General features: G+C 62.0%; 19 protein-coding genes, 1 tRNA gene and 2 pseudogenes. 15 read left to right on the top strand and 7 right to left on the bottom strand.

The features are described 5' to 3' along the window. Positions 1–27: 27 nt before the first annotated feature. A complete protein-coding gene (gene aceA / locus CKW40_RS01660; protein WP_095198198.1) occupies positions 28–1,317 on the bottom strand; it encodes an isocitrate lyase in 1,290 nt (429 codons plus the stop codon). Positions 1,318–1,554: 237 nt separating this feature from the next. Here aceA and CKW40_RS01655 point away from each other — a divergent pair, with 237 nt between their 5' ends. The 6 genes from CKW40_RS01655 to CKW40_RS01630 all read left to right on the top strand — a co-directional run bounded on the left by CKW40_RS01655 (position 1,555) and on the right by CKW40_RS01630 (position 8,516). Then, positions 1,555–2,991, top strand: coding sequence for a helix-turn-helix domain-containing protein (locus CKW40_RS01655; protein WP_095198197.1), 1,437 nt, complete (start codon positions 1,555–1,557; stop codon positions 2,989–2,991). Between the two features lie 137 nt (positions 2,992–3,128). Continuing rightward, a complete protein-coding gene (locus CKW40_RS01650; protein ID WP_095198196.1) occupies positions 3,129–4,082 on the top strand; it encodes a DMT family transporter in 954 nt (317 codons plus the stop codon). A 326-nt stretch (positions 4,083–4,408) separates the two neighbouring features. Next, positions 4,409–5,506, top strand: a complete 1,098-nt coding sequence (locus CKW40_RS01645) for a polyamine ABC transporter substrate-binding protein (protein WP_095198195.1) — start codon at positions 4,409–4,411, stop codon at positions 5,504–5,506. Positions 5,507–5,580: 74 nt separating this feature from the next. After that, a complete protein-coding gene (locus CKW40_RS01640) occupies positions 5,581–6,723 on the top strand; it encodes an ABC transporter ATP-binding protein (protein ID WP_095198194.1) in 1,143 nt (380 codons plus the stop codon). 9 nt (positions 6,724–6,732) lie between these two features. Next, on the top strand, positions 6,733–7,701 hold the full coding sequence (locus CKW40_RS01635; RefSeq protein ID WP_095198193.1) for an ABC transporter permease subunit: 969 nt from the start codon (positions 6,733–6,735) through the stop codon (positions 7,699–7,701). After that, positions 7,698–8,516 (top strand): ABC transporter permease, encoded by an 819-nt coding sequence (locus tag CKW40_RS01630; RefSeq protein WP_019860323.1) that lies wholly within the window; start codon positions 7,698–7,700, stop codon positions 8,514–8,516. The genes CKW40_RS01635 and CKW40_RS01630 overlap by 4 nt, the downstream gene beginning before the upstream one ends. A gap of 89 nt (positions 8,517–8,605) precedes the next feature. Here CKW40_RS01630 and CKW40_RS01625 read toward each other — a convergent pair whose 3' ends face one another. Continuing rightward, positions 8,606–10,459: an AsmA family protein gene (locus CKW40_RS01625; protein WP_095198192.1), complete on the bottom strand. Its 1,854-nt coding sequence runs from the start codon at positions 10,457–10,459 to the stop codon at positions 8,606–8,608. A gap of 175 nt (positions 10,460–10,634) precedes the next feature. On the opposite strand from CKW40_RS01625, the gene CKW40_RS01620 reads away from it, so the two are divergent. The 5 genes from CKW40_RS01620 to CKW40_RS01600 all read left to right on the top strand — a co-directional run bounded on the left by CKW40_RS01620 (position 10,635) and on the right by CKW40_RS01600 (position 15,413). Next, on the top strand, positions 10,635–12,617 hold the full coding sequence (locus CKW40_RS01620) for an acetoacetate--CoA ligase (RefSeq protein ID WP_179297789.1): 1,983 nt from the start codon (positions 10,635–10,637) through the stop codon (positions 12,615–12,617). 492 nt (positions 12,618–13,109) lie between these two features. Continuing rightward, positions 13,110–13,700, top strand: a complete 591-nt coding sequence (locus CKW40_RS01615) for a TetR/AcrR family transcriptional regulator (protein ID WP_095198487.1) — start codon at positions 13,110–13,112, stop codon at positions 13,698–13,700. A 107-nt stretch (positions 13,701–13,807) separates the two neighbouring features. Beyond that, the gene (locus tag CKW40_RS01610) at positions 13,808–14,542 is read left to right on the top strand and encodes an SDR family oxidoreductase (RefSeq protein ID WP_095198191.1); all 735 of its coding nucleotides are present in this window, start codon (positions 13,808–13,810) and stop codon (positions 14,540–14,542) included. 52 nt (positions 14,543–14,594) lie between these two features. Continuing rightward, a complete protein-coding gene (locus CKW40_RS01605; RefSeq protein ID WP_095198190.1) occupies positions 14,595–14,984 on the top strand; it encodes a nuclear transport factor 2 family protein in 390 nt (129 codons plus the stop codon). A gap of 63 nt (positions 14,985–15,047) precedes the next feature. Beyond that, the gene (locus tag CKW40_RS01600; RefSeq protein WP_095198189.1) at positions 15,048–15,413 is read left to right on the top strand and encodes a DoxX family protein; all 366 of its coding nucleotides are present in this window, start codon (positions 15,048–15,050) and stop codon (positions 15,411–15,413) included. A 23-nt stretch (positions 15,414–15,436) separates the two neighbouring features. On the opposite strand, the gene CKW40_RS01595 is transcribed toward CKW40_RS01600, so the two are convergent. Beyond that, a complete protein-coding gene (locus CKW40_RS01595; protein WP_095198188.1) occupies positions 15,437–19,492 on the bottom strand; it encodes a PAS domain S-box protein in 4,056 nt (1,351 codons plus the stop codon). A gap of 250 nt (positions 19,493–19,742) precedes the next feature. On the opposite strand from CKW40_RS01595, the gene CKW40_RS01590 reads away from it, so the two are divergent. From CKW40_RS01590 to CKW40_RS01580, 3 genes are all read left to right on the top strand, one after another. Then, positions 19,743–20,201 carry a phasin gene (locus tag CKW40_RS01590; protein ID WP_095198187.1) on the top strand — a complete coding sequence of 153 codons (459 nt, stop codon included), beginning with the start codon at positions 19,743–19,745 and terminating at the stop codon, positions 20,199–20,201. A 349-nt stretch (positions 20,202–20,550) separates the two neighbouring features. Continuing rightward, positions 20,551–20,627: transfer RNA gene (locus tag CKW40_RS01585), tRNA-His, on the top strand. Between the two features lie 216 nt (positions 20,628–20,843). Continuing rightward, positions 20,844–21,509, top strand: coding sequence for a hypothetical protein (locus CKW40_RS01580; RefSeq protein ID WP_095198186.1), 666 nt, complete (start codon positions 20,844–20,846; stop codon positions 21,507–21,509). A gap of 260 nt (positions 21,510–21,769) precedes the next feature. Here CKW40_RS01580 and CKW40_RS45560 read toward each other — a convergent pair. From CKW40_RS45560 to CKW40_RS01565, 3 genes and pseudogenes are all read right to left on the bottom strand, one after another. Beyond that, positions 21,770–21,910, bottom strand: a pseudogene (locus CKW40_RS45560) (GYD domain-containing protein); the annotation flags it as partial. 88 nt (positions 21,911–21,998) lie between these two features. Further along, a complete protein-coding gene (locus CKW40_RS01570; protein ID WP_179297788.1) occupies positions 21,999–22,301 on the bottom strand; it encodes a YdhR family protein in 303 nt (100 codons plus the stop codon). Between the two features lie 7 nt (positions 22,302–22,308). Further along, on the bottom strand, positions 22,309–22,755 hold the full coding sequence (locus tag CKW40_RS01565) for a hypothetical protein (protein WP_244571046.1): 447 nt from the start codon (positions 22,753–22,755) through the stop codon (positions 22,309–22,311). A 153-nt stretch (positions 22,756–22,908) separates the two neighbouring features. On the opposite strand from CKW40_RS01565, the gene CKW40_RS01560 reads away from it, so the two are divergent. Beyond that, the gene (locus tag CKW40_RS01560; RefSeq protein ID WP_095198184.1) at positions 22,909–23,616 is read left to right on the top strand and encodes a winged helix-turn-helix transcriptional regulator; all 708 of its coding nucleotides are present in this window, start codon (positions 22,909–22,911) and stop codon (positions 23,614–23,616) included. Between the two features lie 411 nt (positions 23,617–24,027). On the opposite strand, the pseudogene CKW40_RS01555 reads toward CKW40_RS01560, so the two are convergent. Further along, positions 24,028–24,378 (bottom strand): annotated as a pseudogene (locus CKW40_RS01555) (curlin). Between the last annotated feature and the right edge of the window lie 420 nt (positions 24,379–24,798).

The raw sequence follows: 24,798 nt of genomic DNA, 5'->3' as shown, positions 1-24,798 counted from the left end.
GGCGTTTCCTCGATGTTTTCTAATCCGCTATTCGGCGGCCGGCTTGAACTGTGCGTGTTCGGTCGATTCATGCATGGCGGTGGTCGACGACTTGCCGCCGGTGATTGCCATCGACACGGCGTCGAAATAGCCGGTGCCGACCTCGCGCTGGTGCTTGGTCGCGGTGTAGCCATTGGCCTCCGCCGCGAACTCGGCTTCCTGCAACTCGGAATAGGCTGCCATCTGCCGTGCCTTGTAGCCACGCGCCAGTTCGAACATGCCGTAGTTGAGCTGGTGGAAGCCGGCGAGCGTGATGAACTGGAACTTGTAGCCCATCGCGCCGAGTTCCCTCTGGAACTTGGCGATCGTCGCGTCGTCGAGATTCTTCTTCCAGTTGAACGAGGGCGAGCAATTATAGGCGAGCAGTTTGCCCGGATGATGCCTGCGCACACCCTCGGCGAACTTCTTGGCCTGCGCCAGATCGGGCTTCGAGGTCTCGCACCAGATCAGATCGGCGTAGGGCGCATAGGCGATGGCCCGTGCGATGCAAGGCTCGATGCCGTTCCTGACCTGGTAGAAGCCTTCCACCGTGCGGCCGGCATCGTAGTCGACGAAGGGCTGGTCGCGCTCGTCGATGTCGGATGTCAGAAGCTTCGCGGCTTCGGCATCGGTGCGTGCCACGACAAGCGTCGGCGTGCCCATCACGTCGGCTGCCAGGCGCGCGGCGTTGAGGTTGCGGATGTGCGCGGCGGTCGGGATCAGCACCTTGCCGCCGAGATGGCCGCACTTCTTTTCCGACGCCAACTGGTCCTCGTAGTGGACGCCGGCGGCACCTGCCTCGATGAACGCCTTCATGATCTCGAAGGCGTTGAGCGGTCCGCCGAAGCCGGCTTCGGCGTCGGCGACGATCGGCGCGAACCAGGTCTCGACCGAAAGCCCGTTGCCCTCGGAGGTCTCGATCTGGTCGGCACGCTGCAGCGTCCGGTTGATGCGCTTGACCAGCTCGGGCGCGGCATTGGCCGGATAAAGCGACTGGTCGGGATACATCGCCGACGCCGTGTTGGCGTCCGCCGCGACCTGCCAGCCCGACAAATAGATCGCCTTCAACCCGGCGCGCACCTGCTGCATCGCCTGGTTGCCGGACATGGCGCCGAGCGCGTTGACGAAATCCTCCTCGTGGATGAGCTTCCACAGCCGGTTGGCACCCATTTCGGCGAGGCTCTGACGGATCTGCACCGAGCCGCGCAGCCGCTTCACATCCTCCGGAGAATAGGGACGTTCGATGCCGTCAAAGCGGCCTTCCGGTGCCGAGGGAACGAGATTGTAAAAATCAGTCATGAGTCACTCCGAAGGATTGCTGCACTCTGTCCGCGCGCCCGTCTTCCGGCGCATTGGGATGTGACTGAATTTACATTGCGGCGCAAAATCAGCCAGAAAAATCAGGAGATATGGCCAGAGATAAGGGAAAACCTGTGTTGTGTTTGACAGAGGGCTGTTGTAAATTTGTCATGATTGTAAAATCAACAGCAACGGATTTGACGCGAATGCCATGTAAATTCCTGTCAAGGGCAGTCGATGGCTGAGCAGAAGATTTTCGCCGGGCCGCGCATCCGCCGCATCCGCAACGCCAAAGGCCTGACCCAGACGGCGATGGCCGAGGGGCTCGGCATCTCGCCGTCCTATCTCAACCTGATCGAGCGCAACCAGCGGCCGCTGACGGTGCAACTGATCCTCAAGCTGGCCTCCGTCTACAAGGTTGATCCGCATGAGCTGCAGGGCGAGGCGAGGGGGTCGGTCGCGGCCTTGAAGGAAGTGTTCACCGATCCGCTGCTGGTCGGCGAATTGCCGGGAGACCAGGAACTGATCGAGCTTGCCGAGGCGGCGCCCAATGCGTCGGCTGCGGTGATAAAACTGTTTCGCGCCTATCGCGAGCAAGCCGAGCGGCTGTCAGACCTCAACGAACTCCTGGCGCGCGAGGGTCGCGCCACGGCGCTGTCCGGCGCGCGCCTGCCGATCGACGAGGTGCATGAGACTTTCGAGCGGCGGCCGAACCATTTCACGGCACTCGAGGAGGAGACCGAGGCGTTCACCGCGGTGCTCGATCCCGGCGACGATTTGTTCGGTGCCTTGAAGGCCTGGCTGAAGCGCGAATACGGCATCGTCGTCAAGGTCCTGCCGGTCGCCACCATGCCGAACTGGCGCCGCCGCTACGATCGCCATTCGCAGCGCCTGTTCCTGTCAGAGCGGCTGTCGCCATTCGATCAGTTGCGCGAAGTGGCGATGGAGGCCTGTCTGATCCGCATGACGGTCGCCGTCGCCGGTCAGATCCAGGCGCTCAAGCTGAGCACCGACGAAGCCCGCCGTCTCGCCCGCTTCGAGCTCGGCCGCTATGCCGCGCATGCGCTGATGATGCCCTATCAGGCCTTTCATATGGCCGCCGTCCGCGCCCGCTACGATATCGACGTCCTGCGCTCGCGCTTCGGCGTCTCCTTCGAGCAGGCGGCGAACCGGCTGACCATGCTGCAGCGGCAGGGCGCGCCGGGCGTGCCCTTCTTCATGCTGGAGGTCGACAATGCCGGGAACCGCTTCCGCAGGGCCGGCAGCCAGGGCTTTCCGCACAGCCGCTTTGGCGGCGGCTGCCCCAAGCTGCCCGTGCATGCCGCCTTCTCCCAGCCCGGCCAGGTTTTCGTCGAGGCGGTGGAAATGCCCGACGGCGCCGAGTTCCTGTGCATCGCCCGCACGCTGGAAGGGCCGCAAGGCGCGTTCGCAGAGCGTCCGCGCCGCACCGCGCTGTTGCTCGGTTGCGACATCGGCTTCCGCGACGACATTGTCTACGGCGCGGCTCTGCCCGGCGGTAAGGCTGGACCGGGCGTTTTGACGGCGACGCCGGTCGGACCCGCCTGCCGGCTCTGCGAGCGCGTCGGCTGCCTGGCACGCGCCGAGCCGCCGGTAACGCGTCCACTCGGCCTGGACGAGATGGTGACAGGCCTGAGCGCTTTCGACTTCCAGTAAACGCGGCAGCAAAGGTGCCACAATCATCGCTGGTGTCTGGATCACCCGCTCTCCAAGTCTTTGCGTTACGCGAACAGAGCAGTTTTTTGTCGTCCCTTGCGCATCGTCCCGTCCAGAAAAGCTCGACAGTCGGGCCCATGACAGACGCAGCATCATCATCAGGTCTTGTTGCATCGACTTCCTCGCCGCGCGAGGAACGTGTCGGCATGCTTCTGGTGTTCCTGTCGGCGCTGATGTGGAGTTTCGGCGGCACCATCGCCCGCTTCATCTCTGTCGGTGACAGCTGGACGGTGATTTTCTGGCGCTCCGTCTGGGCCGCCGCCTTCCTGCTCTCTTTCATGGCCTGGCGTGACGGCTGGCGCGGCATGCTGAGATCGTTTCGCGACATGGGCCTGCCTGGCCTTGCCGTCGGGCTCTGCTTCACCATCGCATCGACCGCCTTCGTCGTGGCGCTCGCCTACACCACCGTCGCCAACATCCTTTTGATGCAGGCCGGCGTGCCGCTTCTGGCGGCACTGCTTGCCTGGGCGCTGTTTCGCGAACGGGTTGGTGCCGTGACCTGGGTGGCGATCGCCGCCGTCATTGCCGGCGTCGCCATCATGGTGTCGGAATCGCTCGATGGCGCCGTCTCACCCATAGGTGACGGGCTGGCGCTGCTGATCGCCTTGATGTTCTCGATCGCGACCGTCATCACGAGGCGGTTCGCCAGCGTCAGGATGACGCCGGCGACCTGCCTCGGCACGATCCTGGCCGCGGGCTTTGCCGCCTCGCAGGCGTCGACCTTCGCGGTCTCGGCCGGTGATATGGGCTTTCTCTTCGCCTTCGGCGTGGTCAATCTCGGTATCGGCCTTGCCTTCTTCGCCACCGGCGCGCGGCTGATCCCGGCGGCCCTCGCGGCACTGCTCGGCACATTCGAGCCGATCCTTGGGCCGATATGGGTCTGGCTCATCCATTCCGAGGTGCCGTCCGGGCGCACCATCATCGGCGGCGCGGTGGTGGTCACGGCGCTGCTCGTCCATATCGGGCTCGAGTTCAAGCGCCAGGCGCGGCCGCGGCGGGCAGGGGTCACCGGGGTGCCGTCGCCGAATTGATGCAGGCCGCTGAAGCTTTGCCATTGACAATGTTGCTGCCGCCCGGGCAGGCTGGGAACACGGCAACAACAAGACAGGCGTATCTTGCCAAGTCTCCCCGGCGGCCCGATCGAGACCGCTCCATATTTCTGTATTTCTGTCCGCGCGGCGGCGAAAGCTACTGACGGCACCGTGATTCCTTCCAATCCGGGACAATTGTGCGGCCGCGACCGGCGCGCCAATCGGCGCTTGTTGTCCCCTGGAGAGCTCAATAGTCTGAAACAAATGCCCGGCCGCGCGCCTGTCGCGACGAGCCGGCGATGGAACACTCACCAAAGGAGAATAGCATGATCCGCAAAGCGCTCTGGCTTTCGGCAACCTCGGTATTTCTGACATTGTTCACGCCCGCCGGGCATGCCGAGGACCGCGTCGTCAATGTCTTCAACTGGTCCGATTACATCGACCCGACGATCGTCGAAGATTTCACCAAGAAGACCGGCATCAAGGTCGTCTATGACACGTTCGATTCCAACGAGATCCTCGAAACCAAGCTGCTGGCCGGCGGCAGCGGCTATGACGTCGTCGTGCCGAGCGGCAATTTCCTTGCCCGCCAGATCCAGGCTGGTGTGTTCCAGAAGCTCGACAAGTCGAAACTGCCGAACCTCTCCAACATGTGGGACACGGTTTCGCAAAGGACCGCCAAATACGACCCGGGCAATGAGTATTCGATCAACTACATGTGGGGCACGGTCGGCATCGGCTACAACATCAAGAAGGTGCAGGCAGCACTCGGCACCGACAAGATCGACAGCTGGGACGTGTTCTTCAATCCCGAGAGTCTCGCCAAGCTGAAGGACTGCGGTGTCTATGTGCTGGATTCGCCGGCCGACATCATTCCGGCGGCGTTGAAATATGTCGGCCTCGACCCGAACAGCACCTCGCCCGACGACATCGCCAAGGCCGAGGAAGCCCTGATGAAGGTCCGCCCCTTCATCCGGAAGTTCCACTCATCCGAATACATCAATGCCTTGGCCAATGGCGACATCTGCCTGGCGGTCGGCTGGTCGGGTGACGTCTTCCAGGCGCGCAACCGCGCCCAGGACGCCAAGCAAGGCGTGGAGATCGGCTATTCCGTGCCGAAGGAAGGCGCCCAGATGTGGTTCGACCAGATGGCGATCCCGGCCGATGCGCCGCATGTCGCCGAAGCGCATGAATTCCTCAACTACATGATGACGCCGGAAGTGATCGCCAAATCGTCGAATGCCGTGCTCTACGCCAACGGCAACAAGGCATCGCAGCAGTTCGTCGACAAGGCGCTGCTGAGCGACCCGGCCGTCTATCCGGACGACGCGACCTTGCAGAAGCTCTACACGGTCTCTCCTTACGATCCCAAGACCCAGCGCGTCATCACGCGCACCTGGACCAAGATCGTCACCGGCCAATAAGCATTTGAAGCGACCCCGACAGACAACTGCCGGGGTCGCGTTTTTTGAGGAATCAATAAGCACGGAGTGGGGATATGAAATCGCTTGGCAGCATCCGCAGGGATTTCGCGCCATGGAACGACCCGAACGCCAAGCCATACATCCAGTTCGACAACGTCACCAAGAAGTTCGGTGACTTCACCGCCGTCAACAATCTGTCGCTGACCATCTTCGAGCGCGAATTCTTCGCGCTGCTCGGCGCCTCGGGTTGCGGCAAGTCGACGCTTCTGCGGATGCTTGCCGGCTTCGAGGAACCGACAGCCGGCCGCATCCTGCTCGATGGCCAGGATCTGCGCGGCATCCCGCCCTATCGCCGGCCGGTCAACATGATGTTCCAGTCCTATGCCCTGTTCCCGCATATGACGGTGGAGAACAACATCGCCTTCGGCCTCAAGCAGGAAGGCATGCCCAAGCCCGATATCGAAAAGCGCGTCGCCGAGATGCTGAAGCTGGTCAAGCTCGAGCAGTTCGCCAAGCGCAAACCGCACCAGCTCTCCGGCGGCCAGCGCCAGCGCGTCGCGCTTGCCCGCTCGGTCGCCAAGCGGCCGAAGGTGCTGCTGCTCGACGAGCCGCTCGGCGCCCTCGACAAGAAGCTGCGCGAGGAAACCCAGTTCGAACTGATGGATTTGCAGCAGGAACTCGGGCTGACCTTCGTCGTCGTCACCCACGACCAGGAAGAAGCGATGACCATGGCCGATCGCATCGCCATCATGGACAAGGGCGAGGTCATGCAGGTTGCGACGCCGGCGGAAGTCTATGAAGCCCCGGCCTCGCGCTTCGTCGCGCATTTCGTCGGCAATGTGAACATGTTCGAGGGCAAGGTCGCCGAGCGGTCGGCCAACACCACCCGCATCACTGGAGCGAGCGGAGCCCAGATCGTCGTCGAGAATGGCGGCGCGGCCGCCGCGGCCAATGCCGATATCGTCTTCGCCATCAGACCGGAGAAGATCAAGGTCTCGTCGAAGAAGCCCGCCGATGCCGTCAACGCGCTGGAAGGCGAGGTCTATGATGTCGCCTATCTCGGCGACATGACCGTCTACCACATCAGGCTCGACGACGGGCAGATCATCAGGGCAAGCGCCTTGAACGCGGCGCGCGTGACCGAGGACCCGCTGACCTGGAACGACCGCGCCTGGGTGTCCTTCCGGCCCGACGCCGGCGTCGTGCTGGCACGGTAGGGGGCTGATATGTCCAACATCGCCGTCACCGATGCCGCCGCGCCATCGACTGCCGCCAAGCCGTTCCTGAACCGCCTGGGTGCCGGCTTCGTCAACCGGCTCGTCATCATCGTCCCCTACCTCTGGCTGTTGTTCTTCTTCCTCATTCCCTTCGTCATCGTCTTCAAGATTTCACTGTCGCAGACGGCGATCGCCATGCCGCCCTACACGCCGGTGCTCGATTTCAGCGACGGCGTATCCGGCTTCTTCGCCGGGTTCCGTAATCTCAACTTCGACAATTATGTCTGGCTGACGCAGGACGCGCTCTACTTCAAGGCCTATGTAACGAGCGTCATCATTGCCGCGATCTCGACCGTCCTGACACTGATCGTCGGCTACCCGATCGCCTATGGCATGTCACGCGCGCCGGCGACCATCCGTCCGACCTTGCTGATGCTGGTCATCCTGCCGTTCTGGACCTCGTTCCTGATCCGCGTCTATGCCTGGATCGGCATTCTCAAGCCCGAGGGCCTGCTCAACCAGCTGCTCCTGTCGCTGCACATCATCAACCAGCCGCTGGTCATCCTCAACACCTATACGGCGATCTTCATCGGCATCGTCTATTCCTATTTGCCGTTCATGGTGCTGCCGCTCTATTCGTCCCTGGAAAAGATGGATTACTCGCTGATCGAGGCGGCCAAGGATCTCGGCTGCCCGCCGACATCAGCCTTCTGGAAGATCACCTTCCCGCTGTCGCTGCCGGGCGTCATTGCCGGCTGCCTGCTGGTGTTCATCCCGGCCGTCGGCGAGTTCGTCATCCCCGATCTGCTCGGTGGCTCGTCCACGCTGATGATCGGCAAGACGCTGTGGAACGAGTTCTTCGCCAACCGGGACTGGCCGGTGTCGTCGGCGGTGGCCGTCATCCTGTTGCTGCTGCTCACCGTGCCGATCATGCTTTTCCAGCAGGCGCAGGCGCGTGCCCAGGAGCAGGGCAAATGAACGCCACCTGGAGCCGCTTCAACGTCACCTCGATCGTGCTGGGCTTTGCCTTCCTGTACCTGCCGATCGTGCTGCTCATCGTCTTCTCGTTCAACGAGTCCAAGCTCGTCACCGTCTGGGGCGGCTTCTCGACCAAATGGTATGTGTCGCTGTTCCACAATCAGGGCCTGATGGACGCCACCTGGGTCACGGCGCGTGTCGGCGTCATTTCGGCGACGGTGGCGACCGTGCTCGGCACGCTGGCGGCACTCACCTTGACGCGCTACACGCGCTTCCGGGGCAGGGTGCTGTTTTCCGGCATGGTCTTCGCGCCGCTCGTCATGCCGGAAGTCATTACCGGCCTGTCGCTGCTGCTGCTCTTCGTTGCCGTCGGTCTCGACCGCGGCTTCTTCACGGTGACGCTCGCCCACATCACGCTGACAATGTGCTTCGTGGCGGTCGTCGTGCAGTCGCGCCTGGTTTCCTTCGACCGGTCGCTGGAGGAGGCGGCGATGGATCTCGGCGCAACGCCGGCGAAGACCTTCTTCCAGATCACGCTGCCGGTCATCCTGCCGGCGATCGTCTCTGGCTGGATGCTGGCCTTTACGCTGTCGCTCGATGATCTGGTCATCGCCAGCTTCACCTCCGGCCCCGGCGCCACGACGCTGCCGATGAAGATCTACAGCCAGGTCCGCCTCGGCGTGACGCCGGAGATCAACGCCGCCTGCACCATCCTGATCGCCGTCGTCGCGGTCGGCGTCATCATCGCCTCGATTGCCAACAAGCGGCGTGAGGTCCAGCGCCAGCTCGACGAACAGGCGGCGCAGCGCGGGTGAGCATGATCCCGAAAAGCATGCCCTCGGGCCTGACCCGAGGGTGAAGCCGGTTTTCGGACGAGATCATGCTCAATTGAACGGAAGCGCTTCTATTCGCCCGAAACGCCACGGCTTATCGGGGAAATGAACGGCGTGCTCCAGGTTCCGCCGACGAAGAAGGACGACTGGTTGGGACCCTGCTGGCCGGTCCTCTGCGCTGCCGCCTGGTCCGGCTGGATGACCCCGCCGGACAGTGCCAGCCCGCGCCCCGCATAGGAGGCGATGCCAGAAAGCCAGATCTTGTATTTCGCCGAATTGGCCTCGGCCTTGTCCAGCCTCGCCACGCCGCGCGAAATGGTCGCCTTCACTTCGGCGCCGTCGATCGGCAGCGTGCCGTCCGAGACGTCGTCGAGCGCGAAGAAGCCGCCCTGTTCGCTGTGCTTGAGAAAGGCCGCCAGGTTGAACTTGCTGAGCGCGCCGGGGCCGAAGGTCGCCGAGACCGAGCCGTCGGCATTTTCAAAGATCGAATCCCAGGTCCTGCCCGGTCCCTTGAGGATGACCGAAACGGTGCCCGTGCCGACCGGCACCAGCCGGGTCATGCCGGCCGCCGTCCCGAACGCGCCGCCGTCGACATCGGAAGCAAGCAGCCGGATCTCGACCTGCGTGCCCTCGGGCTTGCGGTCGAAACGGAGGCTGGTCTGGATGTTGCCGCCAAAGGCCGAGGCGTCGGAGATGTCGAAGACGGAGAGACCATCCTTGACCTGGGCGGTGGCGGCGACATCGGCGAGCTGTATGGCGCCAGCCGTGGCATGCGCCGCCGACAGCCTGAGATCGAGGTTGACCCGGTCGGCGAAATTGGTCTCGACGTCACCTGGCCCGGCCCCGCTCGCCGGCCCCAGCGGTGTGAAGGCGGACAGGAAGGACCTGAGGTCGAGCGTGTCGAAGGCGAGCGTGCCCGAGATCACCGGCTGGGCATCGCCAAGTGACAGGTCCAGCGCGCCCATACCCGGATTATTGTCCAGCGCCAGCGCGGTGTTCTCGAATTTGATGCGTCCGGCCGATGCCGTGACCTTACTCGAAATGCTGACAGAGCCGATCGCAGCACTTGGTGCGATGCCGGCCTGCGACCATTCCAGCACGCGGCGCAGCGAAGGCGCCGCGAACTTCACCTGGCCGTCGAAATAGGCGTTCTCGGACATGCTGGCCGTGCCGTCGAAGGAGAAGGTGGCGGGCGCGGCCTTGAAGGCCAGAGTGAGCGGCGCCACGCCGCCGGCAAACAGCACCAGTGGCCTCGGCGAGGCAGCGTCGAGGGCGACGCTTTCGCCACGCCAGATCCCGGTTGCCGACAGTGTGGCATTGCTGTTCATCGCCGCCCAGGTCGCCTGGCCGCTGAGGCTGCTCAGGATTTCCACGTCCTTGCCGTCGACGGAAGCCACCATGCGGCCGTCCCTGAATTCAACCGTGCCGAAGGCGTCGGCCGGCAGTTTATCGAGATCGGGCTTGGCAGGGTCGGCATTGACCACGCCGCGCGCCGTGTCGATGGAGCGCGCGATGCGGCCTCCGGTCGGTGCCGTGGGCAGGAACAGGCCATCCGCCGTGCGCTGGACGCGGATCGTCGGCCGCACCAGCCGCGCCGTGGAAAACGCCACGTCGCCCTGCAAGGCCGCCATGGCCGAGAGGTCGATCTCCACCCGTTCGGCTTCGACGACCGGCGGCGCATCGGTGTCCGTCCACTTGGACAGCGTCACGTCGGTCAGGATTGCCCGGAATTTTGGCCAGACCTCGATGCGCGGCGAGCCTTCGATGGCGACCCGGAATCCGCTCCAGGCGCTCATTTCCCAGGCGATGCGGTCGCGCACGATGCGCGTCGAGGCGATCAGCGGCAGGGTGGCGACCACCAGAGCGATGACGATCACGGCAGCGCCGATCGCCCATACTCCGCGGCGGATCAAGGATGATGGCATCTCGCCCTATATGCTTCCGTTCCGATAAATCGCCCGACAGATGTAACCCCAGTCGTCACTACGACTTAGGACTGAGGCATTTCAAGTCTTTATGGCCCGGCGATGGCATTTGCGCACACCTGAGGGTATCGGCCCAACAAAATCTTGCTCTGCTGCGCTGCGATATGCATAAGCGATGACGACCGAGGGAGGATCGATCATGGCTGCCGAAGTACCGCTCTGGACCCCGACGCAAGACCGGATCGACGCTTCGCCATTGACTGCTTTCATGAAGGCGGCGGAGGCAAAAGCCGGCACTTCCTTCGCTTCCTACGCCGAGTTGCACCGATGGTCGGTCGAGGATCGCGAAGCGTTCTGGAGCCTGGTCTGGGACTTTTCCGGCATTGTCGGCGAAAAGGGCAAGCATATGCTCGCCGATGGCGACAAAATGCCCGGCGCCTCGTTCTTCCCCGACGCGACGCTGAATTTCGCCGAGAATCTGTTGAAGAAGACCGGCGCCGGCGAGGCGATCGTCTTTCGTGGCGAGGACAAGGTCGAGCGGCGGCTGTCCTGGAACCAGCTGCAGGGCCTGGTCTCGCGCCTGCAGCAGCTTTTCCTGTCGCTCAAGGTCAAGAAGGGCGACCGTATTGCGGCGATGATGCCCAACATGCCCGAAACCGTCGCCGCCATGCTGGCGGCTGCCTCGCTCGGCGCGGTGTGGTCATCCTGCTCCCCGGATTTCGGCGAGCAGGGCGTGCTCGACCGGTTCGGCCAGATCGAGCCTGTCATCTTCATCGCGCCCGACGGCTATTGGTACAATGGCAAGGCGATCGAGGTCGCCGACAAGGTTGCGGCGGTCGCTGACAAGCTCGGCAGTGTCCGCAAGGTCCTGCTCGTCGACTATCTCGGCACCTCGGCTGACGTCGCCGCAACCATCGACAAGGCGGTGGCGATGGAAGAGGCGCTGGCGCCCTTCGCTGTCAAGCCGGTCACTTTCGAGCGGCTGCCATTTTCGCATCCGCTCTACATCCTGTTTTCATCAGGAACGACCGGCATTCCCAAGTGCATCGTCCATTCGGCCGGCGGCACGCTGATCCAGCATGTCAAGGAACACCGGCTGCATGCCGGCCTCGTCGACGGCGACCGCTTCTTCTATTTCACCACCTGCGGCTGGATGATGTGGAACTGGCTGGTGTCGGGCCTCGCTTCCGGGGCGACGCTGCTGCTCTACGATGGCTCGCCCTTCTACCCCGACGGCAATGTCCTGTTCGACTTCGCCGATGCCGAGAAGATGACCTTTTTCGGCACCTCGGCCAAGTTCATCGATTCCGTGCGCAAGGCCGGCCTCAAGCCGATCCGCACGCATGACCTGTCGAGCGTGCGCGCGATTTCCTCCACCGGTTCGCCGCTGTCGCCCGAAGATTTCCGCTTCGTCTATGACGGCATCAAGACGGACGTGCATCTCGCCTCGGTTTCCGGCGGCACCGACATCGTCTCGTGCTTCGTGCTCGGCGTGCCGACGCAAGCTGTCTGGACCGGCGAGATCCAGGGACCCGGCCTTGGCCTGGCTGTCGATGTCTGGGATGACGACGGCAGGCCGGTCAGGCAGGAGAAGGGCGAACTGGTCTGCACAAAAGCGTTTCCGTCGATGCCGATCGGCTTCTGGAATGATCCCGACGGCAAGAAATACCAGGCGGCCTATTTCGAGCGTTTCGACAATGTCTGGTGCCATGGCGATTTCGCCGAATGGACCGCGCATGGCGGCATGATCATCCATGGCCGTTCCGACGCGACGCTCAACCCGGGTGGCGTGCGCATCGGCACGGCGGAGATCTACAACCAGGTCGAACAGATGCCGGAAATCCTGGAAGCGCTGTGCATCGGCCAGGATTTCGACAATGACGTGCGTGTCGTGCTGTTCGTGCGGCTGGCCGCCGGTGTGCAACTGGACGAGGACCTGGAAAAACGCATCCGCGCCAAGATCCGCACTGGCGCCAGCCCCCGCCACGTGCCGGCAAAGATCGTTGCTGTTACCGATATTCCGCGCACCAAGTCGGGCAAGATCACCGAACTCGCCGTGCGCGACGTCGTGCATGGCCGCGCCATCAAGAACAAGGAAGCGCTGGCCAACCCGGAAGCGCTGGAACTGTTCAGGAACCTGCCGCAGTTGACCGAGTGATCCCAACCGGCATGGTTAACCAAATATGTCGCGGGAATTTACCTAGATTTCACGAGTGGTACACATTCGTAAATTTTTCGACGGCCCGGTAAGGACTTGTTAAGGCCCGACCCCGATAGTCGCATGTAACTTGAGGGAGAAATCCCGTTCCTCAGCCCCCGGAGGATCTGAATTCGCTCAAGCCCCCGTTGTGACAGCAATCCCATCTCTTAAGGCGTCCTTTGGGCGCCTTTTCTTTTGGACTAGCCAGATCGATCAGGACGGAACACGGCCAACGCAACGTAACTTGCTCGGCAGCGAAGGCTTGGCAAGGGCCCTGAGAATTTAGGCCGGGACGGAACTTCGTATTGGTCCATTTCCAGGTTTAAAGAGCAAGATTTGACGACGCCGCTATCGCTGGGGTGTCCGCGATCATCTCCTATTTTCTGTCTCTGGACGACAAATGGCATTGCGTGTCAAAAGGGTTCTATTCATCTCGGTGTGGAGAAAATCTTGGGTCTTCGGGAAGACAAGAAGGATCGCACGCGGACGCAGTTGCTCGAGGCGGGCCTGGACTTGATCCACAAGCGTGGGTTTGAGGCGACTACTGTTGCCGACATCGCTGCCGCCGTCAGCGTTTCGCCGCGCACTCTATTGCGCTATTTCCCGACCAAGGAAGATGTGATCGTCAGCTGGGTGCAGGACGGCATGACGATCATCCGGGAGGAACTCGAGGAGCGGCTCAAGTCGGAGCCGCCAGTTGTCGCGCTTCTCGCCTCGGCGCGCGCGATGCTCGCGGTTTTCGACGAGAAATCTCGTTTCTTCCTCACCATAGAGACCGCGATCCGCTCCAACAGGAGCATTTCCGCGCGCAAGGAGCAGATGATCGCTGAACTGACCGACGAAGTCGCTCGAATTCTGGCCTCACCGGATCGACCGTCGCCGCTCCCCTGGGTTGTCGCCTATACGGTATCAGGAACCGTCTTCGCCCTCGTTCGCGCGACTATCAGCAGTTGGGTAGAAGGAAGGGCGAGGACGTCACTTCCCGATATTTTCGACACGGCCGCCAGCATCGTGCACTTTGAAGAAAATGTCACTAACTGACATTTGTCATTGACAGACATAATCTATCATGCGATCCAGCACGCCCTGCCGGGCGGCGTTAGCCGAATGCGTCGCCGATGCCGGGTATCGCTTGCTGGAGATATGAAATGTCCACATATGAAAAGATTGCGCTTGTCACTGGCGCGACCCGCGGTCTTGGCTTTGAAACGGTCCGTCAGCTTGCCCGCAATGGAGTGTTTGTCCTTCTGGGCGCTCGCGATCTTGCGACCGGCCGGGAAAAGGCTGAAGCCTTGCGTGCCGAGGGGTTGGCCGTCGAAGCCATAGAGATCGACCTCAATAGACCGGAAACGATCGACGCCGCCGCATCAACGATCGCAGAGCAATTCGGCAGGCTCGATATCCTGATCAACAACGCCGGAATTCTGCTGCTCGACACCGACAATTTTCCCAGCGTGGCCCCGACGCAGACCTTGCGCGAAACCTATGAGGTCAATTTTATCGGCACGCTGCTTGTGACTCAGAAACTGTTGCCACTCATCCGCAGGGCGGCAAGTGGACGCATCGTCAATCTGTCGAGCAGCGTGGGATCTCTCTGGTGGAACGGCGATCCCGCCAATCCGTCGCCTGACGTCAAATGGCTGGGCTATGCCGCCTCCAAGACGGCGCTCAACATGCTGACCGTACAACTGGCCTTCGAGCTGCGTGATACGCCGATCAAGGTGAACTCGGTCTGCCCCGGCTACGTGATGACGGATTTGAACAGGGGTGGCGGCTACGTCACCATCGAGGACGGCGTTCGGGCATCTGTCAAATACGCCTTGCTGGATGAAGCAGGGCCGACTGGCCAATTCTTCAACACCGACGGCCCCATCAACTGGTAATGGCCGGAAGTTTCGGATTTTGCCTGCCATCCCAACTCAAGGCGTGTGAGCGATGAAACCCTCCATCAGTGACATCATTGAGGTCAACCAAATCCTGTCGCTCTGGGGACACCTTGTCGACAAGCGCGCTTGGGACCGGTTCGGTGAAGTCTTCACCGAAGATGCCTGCTTCGACTCGAGTGTTTTCGGATTTGCCCCCGTCACCGGAATTGAGGCGATCCGCCATATGGCAAGCCAGGAAGGCCACGCCAAAGCCCATCACACGACGAACATGTATGTTCAGGAAGGCCCAAACGACGAGGTCGAGGCAGTGTCGAAAGGCCTTGGCTTGCTACCGGACGGCTCGGTAGCAAGCGTTACCTACACGGACAGGCTTCGTCGGACCCCTGATGGATGGCGTTTGGCAAGCCGCGTGCTCGCACGTCAACCGGCGTCGCCTTAAAAAGCACAGCACGTTTTACCGTCAGCCTGTTTTTGACGGGAATTCTGCGGAGAAAGTTCTTCCATGCCTAAAATTCGTTGGGGAAGCAGCCTCGCTTGGCTGCTTGCAGCGTTCTTCGTGCTTGGAGCCTGGGGAAACACCTTCGTCACCGCCGAGATTGCCGCAGACTACGCCCGGTGGGGGTATCCGGAAGGTTTCCACTATCTAACGGCAATCTTCGAACTCACGGCTGCTGTCATGCTGATATTCAGGCCTCTCCGCCTCTACGGATCACTGTTCGGGAGTGCCGTCATGCTGGCCGCTGCCGGGACAGTATTGTTCCATGGTGAGTACGCTCATGCGATGCCGCCTTTCGCCGTTCTAGCTGGTTGCCTGCTTGTTGCTATTTTGACCGTCAGGTCGAGACGGTCGCGGCAGCGTCGAGCCTGAATCGGCGACCGTGCCTTTACGGCCTATTCCGCCAGCACCCTGGTCGAGGGAAAAGCGACCTCCACCAGCGTGCCTTCGCCCGGCGTCGAATTGATGGTGAAGCGGGCGCGGTTTGCTTCCACCATCGCCTTGGTCAGCGGCAGGCCAAGACCGGTGCCGTCGCCACGCCCGCGCTTCAGCGCGTTGATCTGCTTGAACGGCTTCAGCGCCTGCTCGATCTCGGCCTGGCTCATGCCGATGCCGGTGTCGCGCACGCGCATGACGACATCGCCTGAGGTCTCATAGGCGGTCGAGACGATCACCTGGCCGCCGGCCTGGGTGTAGCGGATGGCGTTGGACAGGATGTTGAGCGCGATCTGGCGCACGGAGCGCAGATCGGCCACCACCTCCGGCAGCCGCGAGGCGAAGCTGGAGCGGATGATGACGCGTTCGCGATTGGCCTGCGGCTGCATCATCGCCACCGTCTCGGCCAGCGTGTCGTTGAGCGACACCGCCTCGTAGGCCATCTCCTGCTGGCCGGCCTCGATCTTCGAGATGTCGAGGAGGTCGTTGACCAGATCGAGCACATGGTTGCCCGAGCGGTTGATGTCGCGCAGATAGTCGCGGTAGCGGTCATTGGCAACCGGTCCGAACTTCTCGTCGACCATCAATTCGGAAAAGCCGATGATGGCGTTGAGCGGTGTGCGGATCTCGTGGCTGATGCGGGCGAGGAAATCGGTCTTCTGCGAGGACGCCCGCTCGGCCACCGCGCGTGCTTGCGTCAAATCCTCTTCGGCCCGCTTCCACTGCGTGATGTCGCGCACGACGGCACAGAAACCGCTGTCATTGGGCAGCCGACCGATGGTCATGAACAGCGGGATGAAGCGCCCCTGCGCCTCGCGCCCGATCACCTCGCGGCCGTCATTCATCACACTCGCCACACCGGGCTCGGACAGTCCGGCGAGATAGTCGCGCGCCGCGCGCTGGCTCTCGATGGCGAACAGCGAGGCGAACGGCTTGCCGGCCACCTCGTCGCTGTCGAAGCCGAACAGCGCCTCGGCCGGGCGGCTGATCGAGCGGATGGTGCCGTCGCTGCCGATCAGCACGACGCCGTCGGTGGCGGTGTCGATAATGGTGCGCATCTCGGCGATGCGTGCCTTGAGCTCGGAAATGTCGGGCTGCGTCGGCTCCTCGCCGGCCGCATGCAGGGCGGCGGGCGCGTCATCCTCGCCGGAACGGCGCACCACCAGCATCAATGCCTTGCCCTCGCGCCAGGGAACGGAGCGCAGGATGGCGTCGATCGGGAATTCCTGTCCGCCGTGCGTCCTCAGCCGCAGCGCCCGGTCGCTACCGTCGGTGGCGCCATCATCGGCGTAGGGGTCTGCAAACAGCGCACCCAGGCCGCCGGCATCCTCGAGGTCCTCGAGGGCGGCGTAGCCGGTCAGGTTCAGGAACTCGTCATTGGCATAGTGCAACTGGTCGCCCGAATGGATGAGCAGCGGCACCGGCAGCTTGCCGAGCAGCAAGGTGTCCGGAGCCTTGCTCTCGTCGCCGACGGAAAACGCCGATGGCACGAACCCTTCGGTCTTGAGCGGCGGCACTTGCAGGCGTGGACGCTGGATCTCTGCCGCTTCGTTTGCACTGACAGCCTCGGCGGCTGGCGGAATGGCTTGCCTGTCGGAGACGGTCGATGGCGCAACATGCTCTGGGGTCTGATCATCAACCCCGGCATCCTCCGCGCCGTCGCTCCAATCCTCATTGTCTTCGGCATCGCGGAAATCGGCCGACGTCATGCTGTCATCATCGTCGGTCGCGGCATGTCCGGCGTCTGCAACTGTCGGTTCGTCGTCAATTGCGGTGGGCTCGGCACTTTCCGGTTTCGCGGCGACCGGTTCAACGGCCGTGGGCTCGTCATTGTCTGCGATGGGCTCGTCGTTGCTGTCGGCATAGCTGAGCAGCGAGCCGGTCACACCGGACGGCGTGTCAGTATCCTTCTCGGGAACCACGTCGTCCGGACGGGCGCCATCGAGCCGCGCAAGATCCGCCTCGTCCTCGGCATCGATCTCGGATGGTTCGGCCGGTACGGCGTCGTTGTCCGGCTCGGTCGCCTGGATTTCGCCGACCTCTGCCGGCTCTTGATCCGGGACCGCGTCCGGCGTCGATGCAACCTCGCCGATGGGCTCGATCGGAGCCTCTGTCTTCGCAACCGGGACTTGCGCTGCTGTTTCCGCCGTGGGCGCAGCCGGTGCCTTGGTCTGTGGTTCCGACGGGCCTTCGGCGCCGGGCTTCTCGGCTTCCGGCGGCGCACTGTCTTTCTTCAGCCGCTCGCCGATCTCGCGGAAGGCGCTGCGTTCCAGCGTCGACAGTCCCTTGTCGTTGGCCGGCTGCCGGTGTTCGGCCAGCCGGATGACCTTGTCGGCAAAGCGCCGCTCCGGTTTCGGCACGATGGTCAGCGCCGGCACCTCGCCCTTGAACGGGTCCGCCGCGTTTGGTTCCTCGGCTTTCGGCTCCTCCGTCTTCGGCTCTTCAGCGGGAGCCTCGACGGCTTCCGGCGCCTTGCCATTGGGCACCAGGGCCATGCCGATCGCCTCCGGATCGACGACCGCGTCACCGGCGCGGGCAACGCCGAAGCCGCGAAAACCTTCGAAGGCGCGGCTTCGGCCATAGACCGGCAAAGCCGCGAGGTCGACCGGGATTTTCAGGTCGGTGCCGACGACGGGCCACAGCACGGAGCGGCCGGACCAGGTGTCGCGCCGCTCCAGCAGGCCGGCGATCTCGCCGGACGCGTCAAGGCCGAAGGCCGCGGCGACATCCCTGAAGCGCCGGCCGATCACGTCGGCGGCCGGCTTGCCGACGATGTCGGCGAATTCCGGCGACAGCGCGCTGAATTTGCCCTCGGCGTCGGTGCGCCAGACGAAGCGCAGCGGCGCCGCCGAGCGGTCTATCGTCCGCGCGGCTGGGGTTGCGGTTGGGCCAGCCGGGGAGGTGGCCTCGTCCTGCTTCGCGCTGTCGACCGAAGCCTCGGCGCCGATCGCTTCGGCCTCGTTCGTCGGTTCCGGCGCGGGCCGCGCGTCATCCTCGCCGGCATGGAAGTACCAATGATCGTGCTGTGCGGGCGTGCCGCCTGCTACCGGCTGATCGTTGTCGGCGGCAACCGGTGTCGGCCCGGTCGGCTCCGCAATCGCCTGTGTTGCCCGTTCAGGCATATCTGCGGCCACGGGATCGGAAGGAGCAGACTGCCCAATCTCGGCAGTGGCGGGGGGCGGCTCGATCGCTTCTGCCTGCGAAACATCTGCCGTCGGCTGATTGTCCTGGTGAGGCTCGGATTCTGCGGCGGCGTTCTCTACCGCTGTTTTTTCCCCGCCAATCTCGTTAGCGGGGCTTTCCATTGCTGCGGGGAGGATATCTGCCGAGGCTTGTGAGGCAGATGCGTTGTCGTCGAGTTGATCCTCGTCGATCACCACCAGGAGATGCCGCTCCGGTGTCAGCCGCGCGAGGCCGGCGGGGTAAGAGGTGTTGCCGCCCGGAACGAGGCGCTTGACGATGCGCTCGCCCTCGGCAGCCACATCGGCCACCAGGGCTGCCAGCGTTGCCGGCTGGATGCCGAGCTTTGAAAAGCCGTCCGACGCGGCCTCGACATTGCCCCCGGCATCGATGAAGGCGATGAAATGGCCGTCTTCGGTGAAGCCGCTGATCGCCCGGCTGGCGATCTCGGCGGCACTGCGCGAGCCTGTCTGGGCTGCAGGCACCGCCAGCATGATCGCCTTCTCACCGTCGGGCAGCGTCACGGCACTTGCCTGGAAGCCGATGGTGCGGCTGGTCATGCCGGTCGCCAGCCTGACGGTGATGCCACGATCGCTGCCGATCTCAGGAAAGCCGCTGGTCGCCATGATCTGGCGGCGGGCAATCAGCGGCAGCTGTGCCGAGGCGCCAATGATCGATTCTATATCGGGATAGCCGAATACGGCGGCACCCGGCCCATTGGCCCAGATCACCTGCTCCAGATCCACCGACAGGATCGCGATCGCGTCGCCGGCGGCAAACCGCTGGCGAACCGCGTCGAGCACGGCGACGTCGAGGAAGGAATATTCGGACGGCATGCGCTTGGCGAACCCTCACGGAGCGGCGAAATTTGCAGTTAACGCTTTGTTAATAAAAGCCGGCGGCGCGAAGGTCCACAAGCCAGAACGTGCAAAGGCTGGTTTCTGGGCTTTTGGTTAACGGCCAGAAAGAAATTTATGGTGCACTGCAACAAAGATATTGCAATGCACAAAATTTGCCTTTATATTGCCATCATAACTGAACGAGACGGCTTTCTGTCAAAGCCGCTGCCGCTGAAAAGGATGGAAAATGTCTAGGACCAAGACCGCCGACACGATCGAAAACGTTGAATTCCCGAGCTTCGACGCTTCCAAGGCCACCGACCAGATCCGCGCTTTCGCCGAAAAGGGCGTTGAGCAGTCGAAAGAGGCCTATGCCAAGCTGAAGACCGGCGCCGAGGAGACCCAGAAGGCTCTGGAGTCGACCTACGAGACCGCCAAGACTGTTTCCAGCGACTTGTCGCTCAAGACCATCGCGGCGCTGCGCGCCAATGCCGAAGCCGGCTTCTCGCATCTCGAAGCCCTGATCGGCGCCAAGTCGCTGTCGGAAGTCGTCGAGCTGCAGACCTCCTTCCTGCGCAAGCGTATCGAGTTGACCGTCGAGCAGGCCAAGGACTTCCAGGCTGTTGCCTCCAAGGCGGCCGAAGACGTCTCCAAGCCGATCAAGACCGCCTTCGAGAAGGCAGTGAAGGACATCAAGGCTGCCTAACATTTGCGCATGATCTGAAGATGCAACAAAAGGTCGCATTTTCTTAAAAACGATCAGGTGTATGATGGTAGCCATCAAGGAATACCCGGCGAGTGGAACCTCCTCCCTCTGCTCCCCGGGGTGACCAGCCAGCACCTCCTCCCGCTGGCTCGTAACAGGAAAAGGCCGGCACCTCCTCCCGCCGGCCTTTTTCTTTGCCCGGTGAAACCCGCCCGATACGGCGAGATGTGGGGAAGTGGCCTTTGCTTCGCAAAAGCCTTGAATTAAAATCCATAAGCCCGTATGGACGCATCGCCGAACGACAGAGCGCTCGAGTGGTTTTCCGCTTCGATCCCGCTCAGGCAAGTGTGCCGTTGTAGCTCAGCTGGTTAGAGCGCCGGATTGTGGATCCGGAGGTCGCTGGTTCGATCCCAGCCAACGGTACCATCGGCTTTCTCAATAAAATCAAGGGTGTGGCTGAAACCGGGTTGCGGTAAAACCCGGTTGTCATGTCGCGTCATGTTGCAACTGGCTACCATTGATTTCAAAGGGGTTCCTGCGACTATCGGCAGGTCCGTGCGACATGGATGCGACATATAGGGGGACCGATGAACGACGAAAAAGACCGCCTGCCGCCGTACCCCGAAAAGGATACGCGGTCCGGTGCGTACCACGTCGCGCGAACGGCGATCGATACGGGAGGCCGCCACGCTCATTCCTGGCGCTGGCTATGCAATCGGGCAGATTGTTGAGAGGTTTGTCGCCGCTCCTCTCCAGAAGAGGCGGGACCAGTGGTTCACCAAGGTAGGCGAAGGCCTGCGCGATCTCCAAGACCGCCTGCAAGACTTTGATCCTTCGAAGCTGGACGAAAATGACGACTTTGTCTCTGCAGTAGCCGAAGCCACGGCCGCAGCCGTAAGGACCGCGAAAGAGGAAAAGATCGAAGCGCTGCGCAACGGTGTTCTCAACATTGCCGCAGGACTTCAGATCGATGAGATTCTTCGAGGCGCCTTCTTTGGATACATTGAACGGTTTTCACCAGCTCACGTTCGCGTTTTGAAATTGCTGTCCGATCCGTCCTCCTCGCCTGAAATGAAGGAGAGAGCGAGCCAGATGATGGCTGGGGCGCAAATGAATGTCCTTCGAGCGGCATTACCCGAATCGGTCATTTCGCCAGCGGCATTGACCCGCGTGATGTCTGATCTAAACCGTGAAGGTTTGGCCGACACCGGAGGCATGATGACAATGGGCACCTCAGGCGTTTTCTTGGCGAAGAGAACAACCGGGGTGGGCGACGCGTTCCTGCAGTTCATCGCGAGCCCAATTTAGGGCCAGCGCAATTGAAAAAGCCCGCCACCTGAGAGGGCAGCGGGCGCTAGTTCGGGAGGACGGGACTCCCCTTTGCCCGTGAATAACGGTACGCCCCGCTTAGCTCGATAATAAGCTCGCGCAGGTTGAAGCTCTGCATATTCAAGCTGCGTGACTTTTCTGCCACAAGATAAGGAAAGCCCGCCACCGAAGCAGCGGGCCTGACTTTAGCAGCGTGATAAAGGGCCTTGCCCGCCCGTGATGGTGCACCAGTGGTCTGCTTATTTTGCCGGGGATTTGTAGGAAGAAGCGATTTTGCCGGCCTTCTCTTGAGCCGCCTTGAACTCCGCGCCGGTGTACGCTCGCACGGTTTTGACATTCGATACTGCTCCCGATGCGCCGACGACGAGAAGTGCGGGGATGGAATGCCGAATGCTGTTGGCAGCGGAGTCGGCATGAAGATACCCGCTCCTTCGTCCGCAACACGCGCCCTCCCAAGCTCCGGCAATACTACTTCACCGGGCCACGTGTGATGGTCGTGAGTTCTGCGATCACGTCAAACGCCTTGATGCTCAACGTCGGGTCACCTTTCATCTCCGTAATAATTGGCCCGTCCAAAAAGGCTTGCACCGCGGCGGCGTCGTCGAATAGGTAGATCCCGCCAGCTTCGCTTTGGGCCTCGTTTATGATCCAGACCTTCCAGCGCAGGCCAGGTATGTCCGCGATGGGTTGAGCATAGGGCAGGTTTTCTCTCTCATACTCGGCCCTCGGCCCGTTGAGCTTGTAGTTGATTTGCAGGATTTTGGCCGACATAAGAGTGCTACTTCGCGGCTGCGAGAAGATAGCCGCCCTCCCAATGCCAAATTTGCTTGTCATCGACCGTCACGTTCAGAATAGCTTGAAAGCCGGCCAACGTCCCGCTTCCTGCGGAGAACGCGCAATGTCCTGTTGGCGGTTTCGCGGTGTCATAGACGATGCAATAACCAATCGCAGAGTCGCCTGGCCCAACGGCGAGAACGACGGAGCTGCTCGTAAATAGCGGGCTACTGAGAACAGGGCCATAATAAAGAACCTTTGTGCCAGCCGGTATTTCCTTCAGACTCGATTCGGTAATTGTACAGAAGCTCGGTGTTTCACCGTTGTAATCACTGCATTCCTTGGAAAATTTTAGAGGCGATAGCTTGGGCGCGTCGGTCGCCATCGCGGGCCAGCCGAACGACACCGTAGCCAAGAGAGTCACTGCGAGAATTTTTCTCAAAGCAAACATTTTCTTGCTCCTAAGTCTGACCATCCGAGTTCAATCACCATGACGGCGGAAGGCGGGCAGGCACTAGGGCAGTTTCGGAAGCGTTCCGCTTCAGATTGTGAACTGGCCTTAGACCTTCGCAAGGACTAACTTGCGGCAAAGGAGCGCCCGGCCATGACGCGTCGGCCTTACGGACTGATCTGTCCGATCTCGCTTGCCTGCGAGATCCTTGAACCGCGCTGGACGATCCAAATCCTGACCGAACTCTGGAACGGCTCGACCCGCTTCAACGACATTCGCAAGGGGTTGGGCAACATCTCGTCCGCCATCCTGTCGAGGCGGCTCAAGGAGATGGAAGCGTTGGGCCTGGTCGAGCGCGTCGAGGACAAGGCGGCGGGCACCGTCGACTATTTCCGCACCGAGAAGGCGATCAAGCTCGAACCGGCGATGAACGCGCTGGCGGAATGGGCGCTATGCAACATCGAGGCGGAGATCGCGCTCAGCGGTGCGGATGCTTCGACAATCATGTGGGTCGTGCGGCGAATGATCGACCTCGCTGAACTGCCGCGGCGGCGCGCCGTCATCCGCTTCCATTTCCGCGACGATCCCCCACTGAAGTGTCCCAACTGCTGGTTTGTGGTCGAGCCAGGCGCGGACTTCCCCGAGCTATGCTGGCTCGACCCCGGCCGGGATGTTGACCTTTACGTCGAGACCGGCGTTGTTTCACTGGGGGCCATTATCGAGGGCCACTCCAGCATCGAGCGCGAGAAAGAAAGGGGCCGCCTTTTTCTGAGCGGCGACCCCGCCCTCGCCCGCAGCATGGACCGCTGGCTGCGAGCCTCGGTCTATGCAGGGCTCCAGGGAATTGTCCAGCTTTCTTGAAAGCCATATTGGGGTTGCAGCCTTGTTCAAGCCGCCCAGGACGAAAGGGCCATATGGGCTTGTCTCAAAAAGCTATAGCGCAAACAATAAGATAGCGGTGCCCAGTTTCATCCTGTCCGGCGCGCCAGTTCCATAATTAAAATCAATAGCTTACAGACGGGTATCTGCTTTCAGCGTGGAAGCACTGCGGAAGCACTTTGACAGCGTATGCTTTTTCGGCGTTGGTGGCTTTCGGAAGTTGCGGCGGCTATCCGTGCCGACGCTACTTCGGTCGTTTGATTGACATCGGCTCGGAGCTTTACTGGCCTCTCGACGGCCGGCAAGCCGCTCCATCAAGGGACTGCTAGCCTCTGAGGGTCTCGCTCATTCTGGCCTCGCGCCACGTCAGCCGATACGTTCGCGTGACGGCAGTTACCAGCCGTAGCTGAAGGTGGCGCCGCCACCGCCATTGCCGTTCTGCACGACATTGGCGTCGGTATTCCTTCCGAACTGGAAAATTCAGTAGGCGTTGTCATCGCCGTTCTGCTGCAGGGTGGCGGAATGGCCGTTGCCTTCCTGATGGATGATGCCCAGATTGCCGCGGCCGTTCTGGCCGACGCCGGCTGCGTTGCCATGTCCGGACTGGCGGATGCTGGCGCCGTGCAAGCCGCGATACAGCGAATAGAAGCGCAGTCCAGTCGACAAGGCACCGGCGTCGCGGGCGTTGTCAGGGGCATAGGTCGCAGAAACCCAGCCGCCCGCGTAAGCCGGTCCGGCTCGCAACTTGCGTCGACGCGATGCGGCCGACCATCGTCAAATCGGACGATCAGCGAATGTCGGTATCGGTGGCTGCGTGTCCCCGCAACCACGCATTTGCAATCCTGCGCAGTCGGCGTTGTTTTGATTTCGACAACGTGACGAGTCGGGCTGAGCCCTCATTCGGAGTCCTCTCCACTGCGTTCGCCACCAAATACGAGAACATACGAAGGATATGGCTGGGTGAACCACCCGCTAACTGTTTGATTTTGTTGAAAAGGCGACGTCCCTCCGGGCCCACCAAATCAAGGTCGGCGCGCGATATGGCGAGTTGATCAATCCAACCGTTCTCTCCAATGCATGGTCCCGACTGCGAACATCCGCAACGGCAGTTCGCATGGCGCGCAATTCGGATCCATCAATTTCTTGCCGGGTGAAGCTCGTTCG

The organism is Mesorhizobium carmichaelinearum (genome assembly GCF_900199455.1).
GTDB lineage: Bacteria > Pseudomonadota > Alphaproteobacteria > Rhizobiales > Rhizobiaceae > Mesorhizobium > Mesorhizobium carmichaelinearum.
Note: the sequence above shows the minus strand (reverse complement) of the source record. Positions and strands in the feature narration are given on the sequence as shown.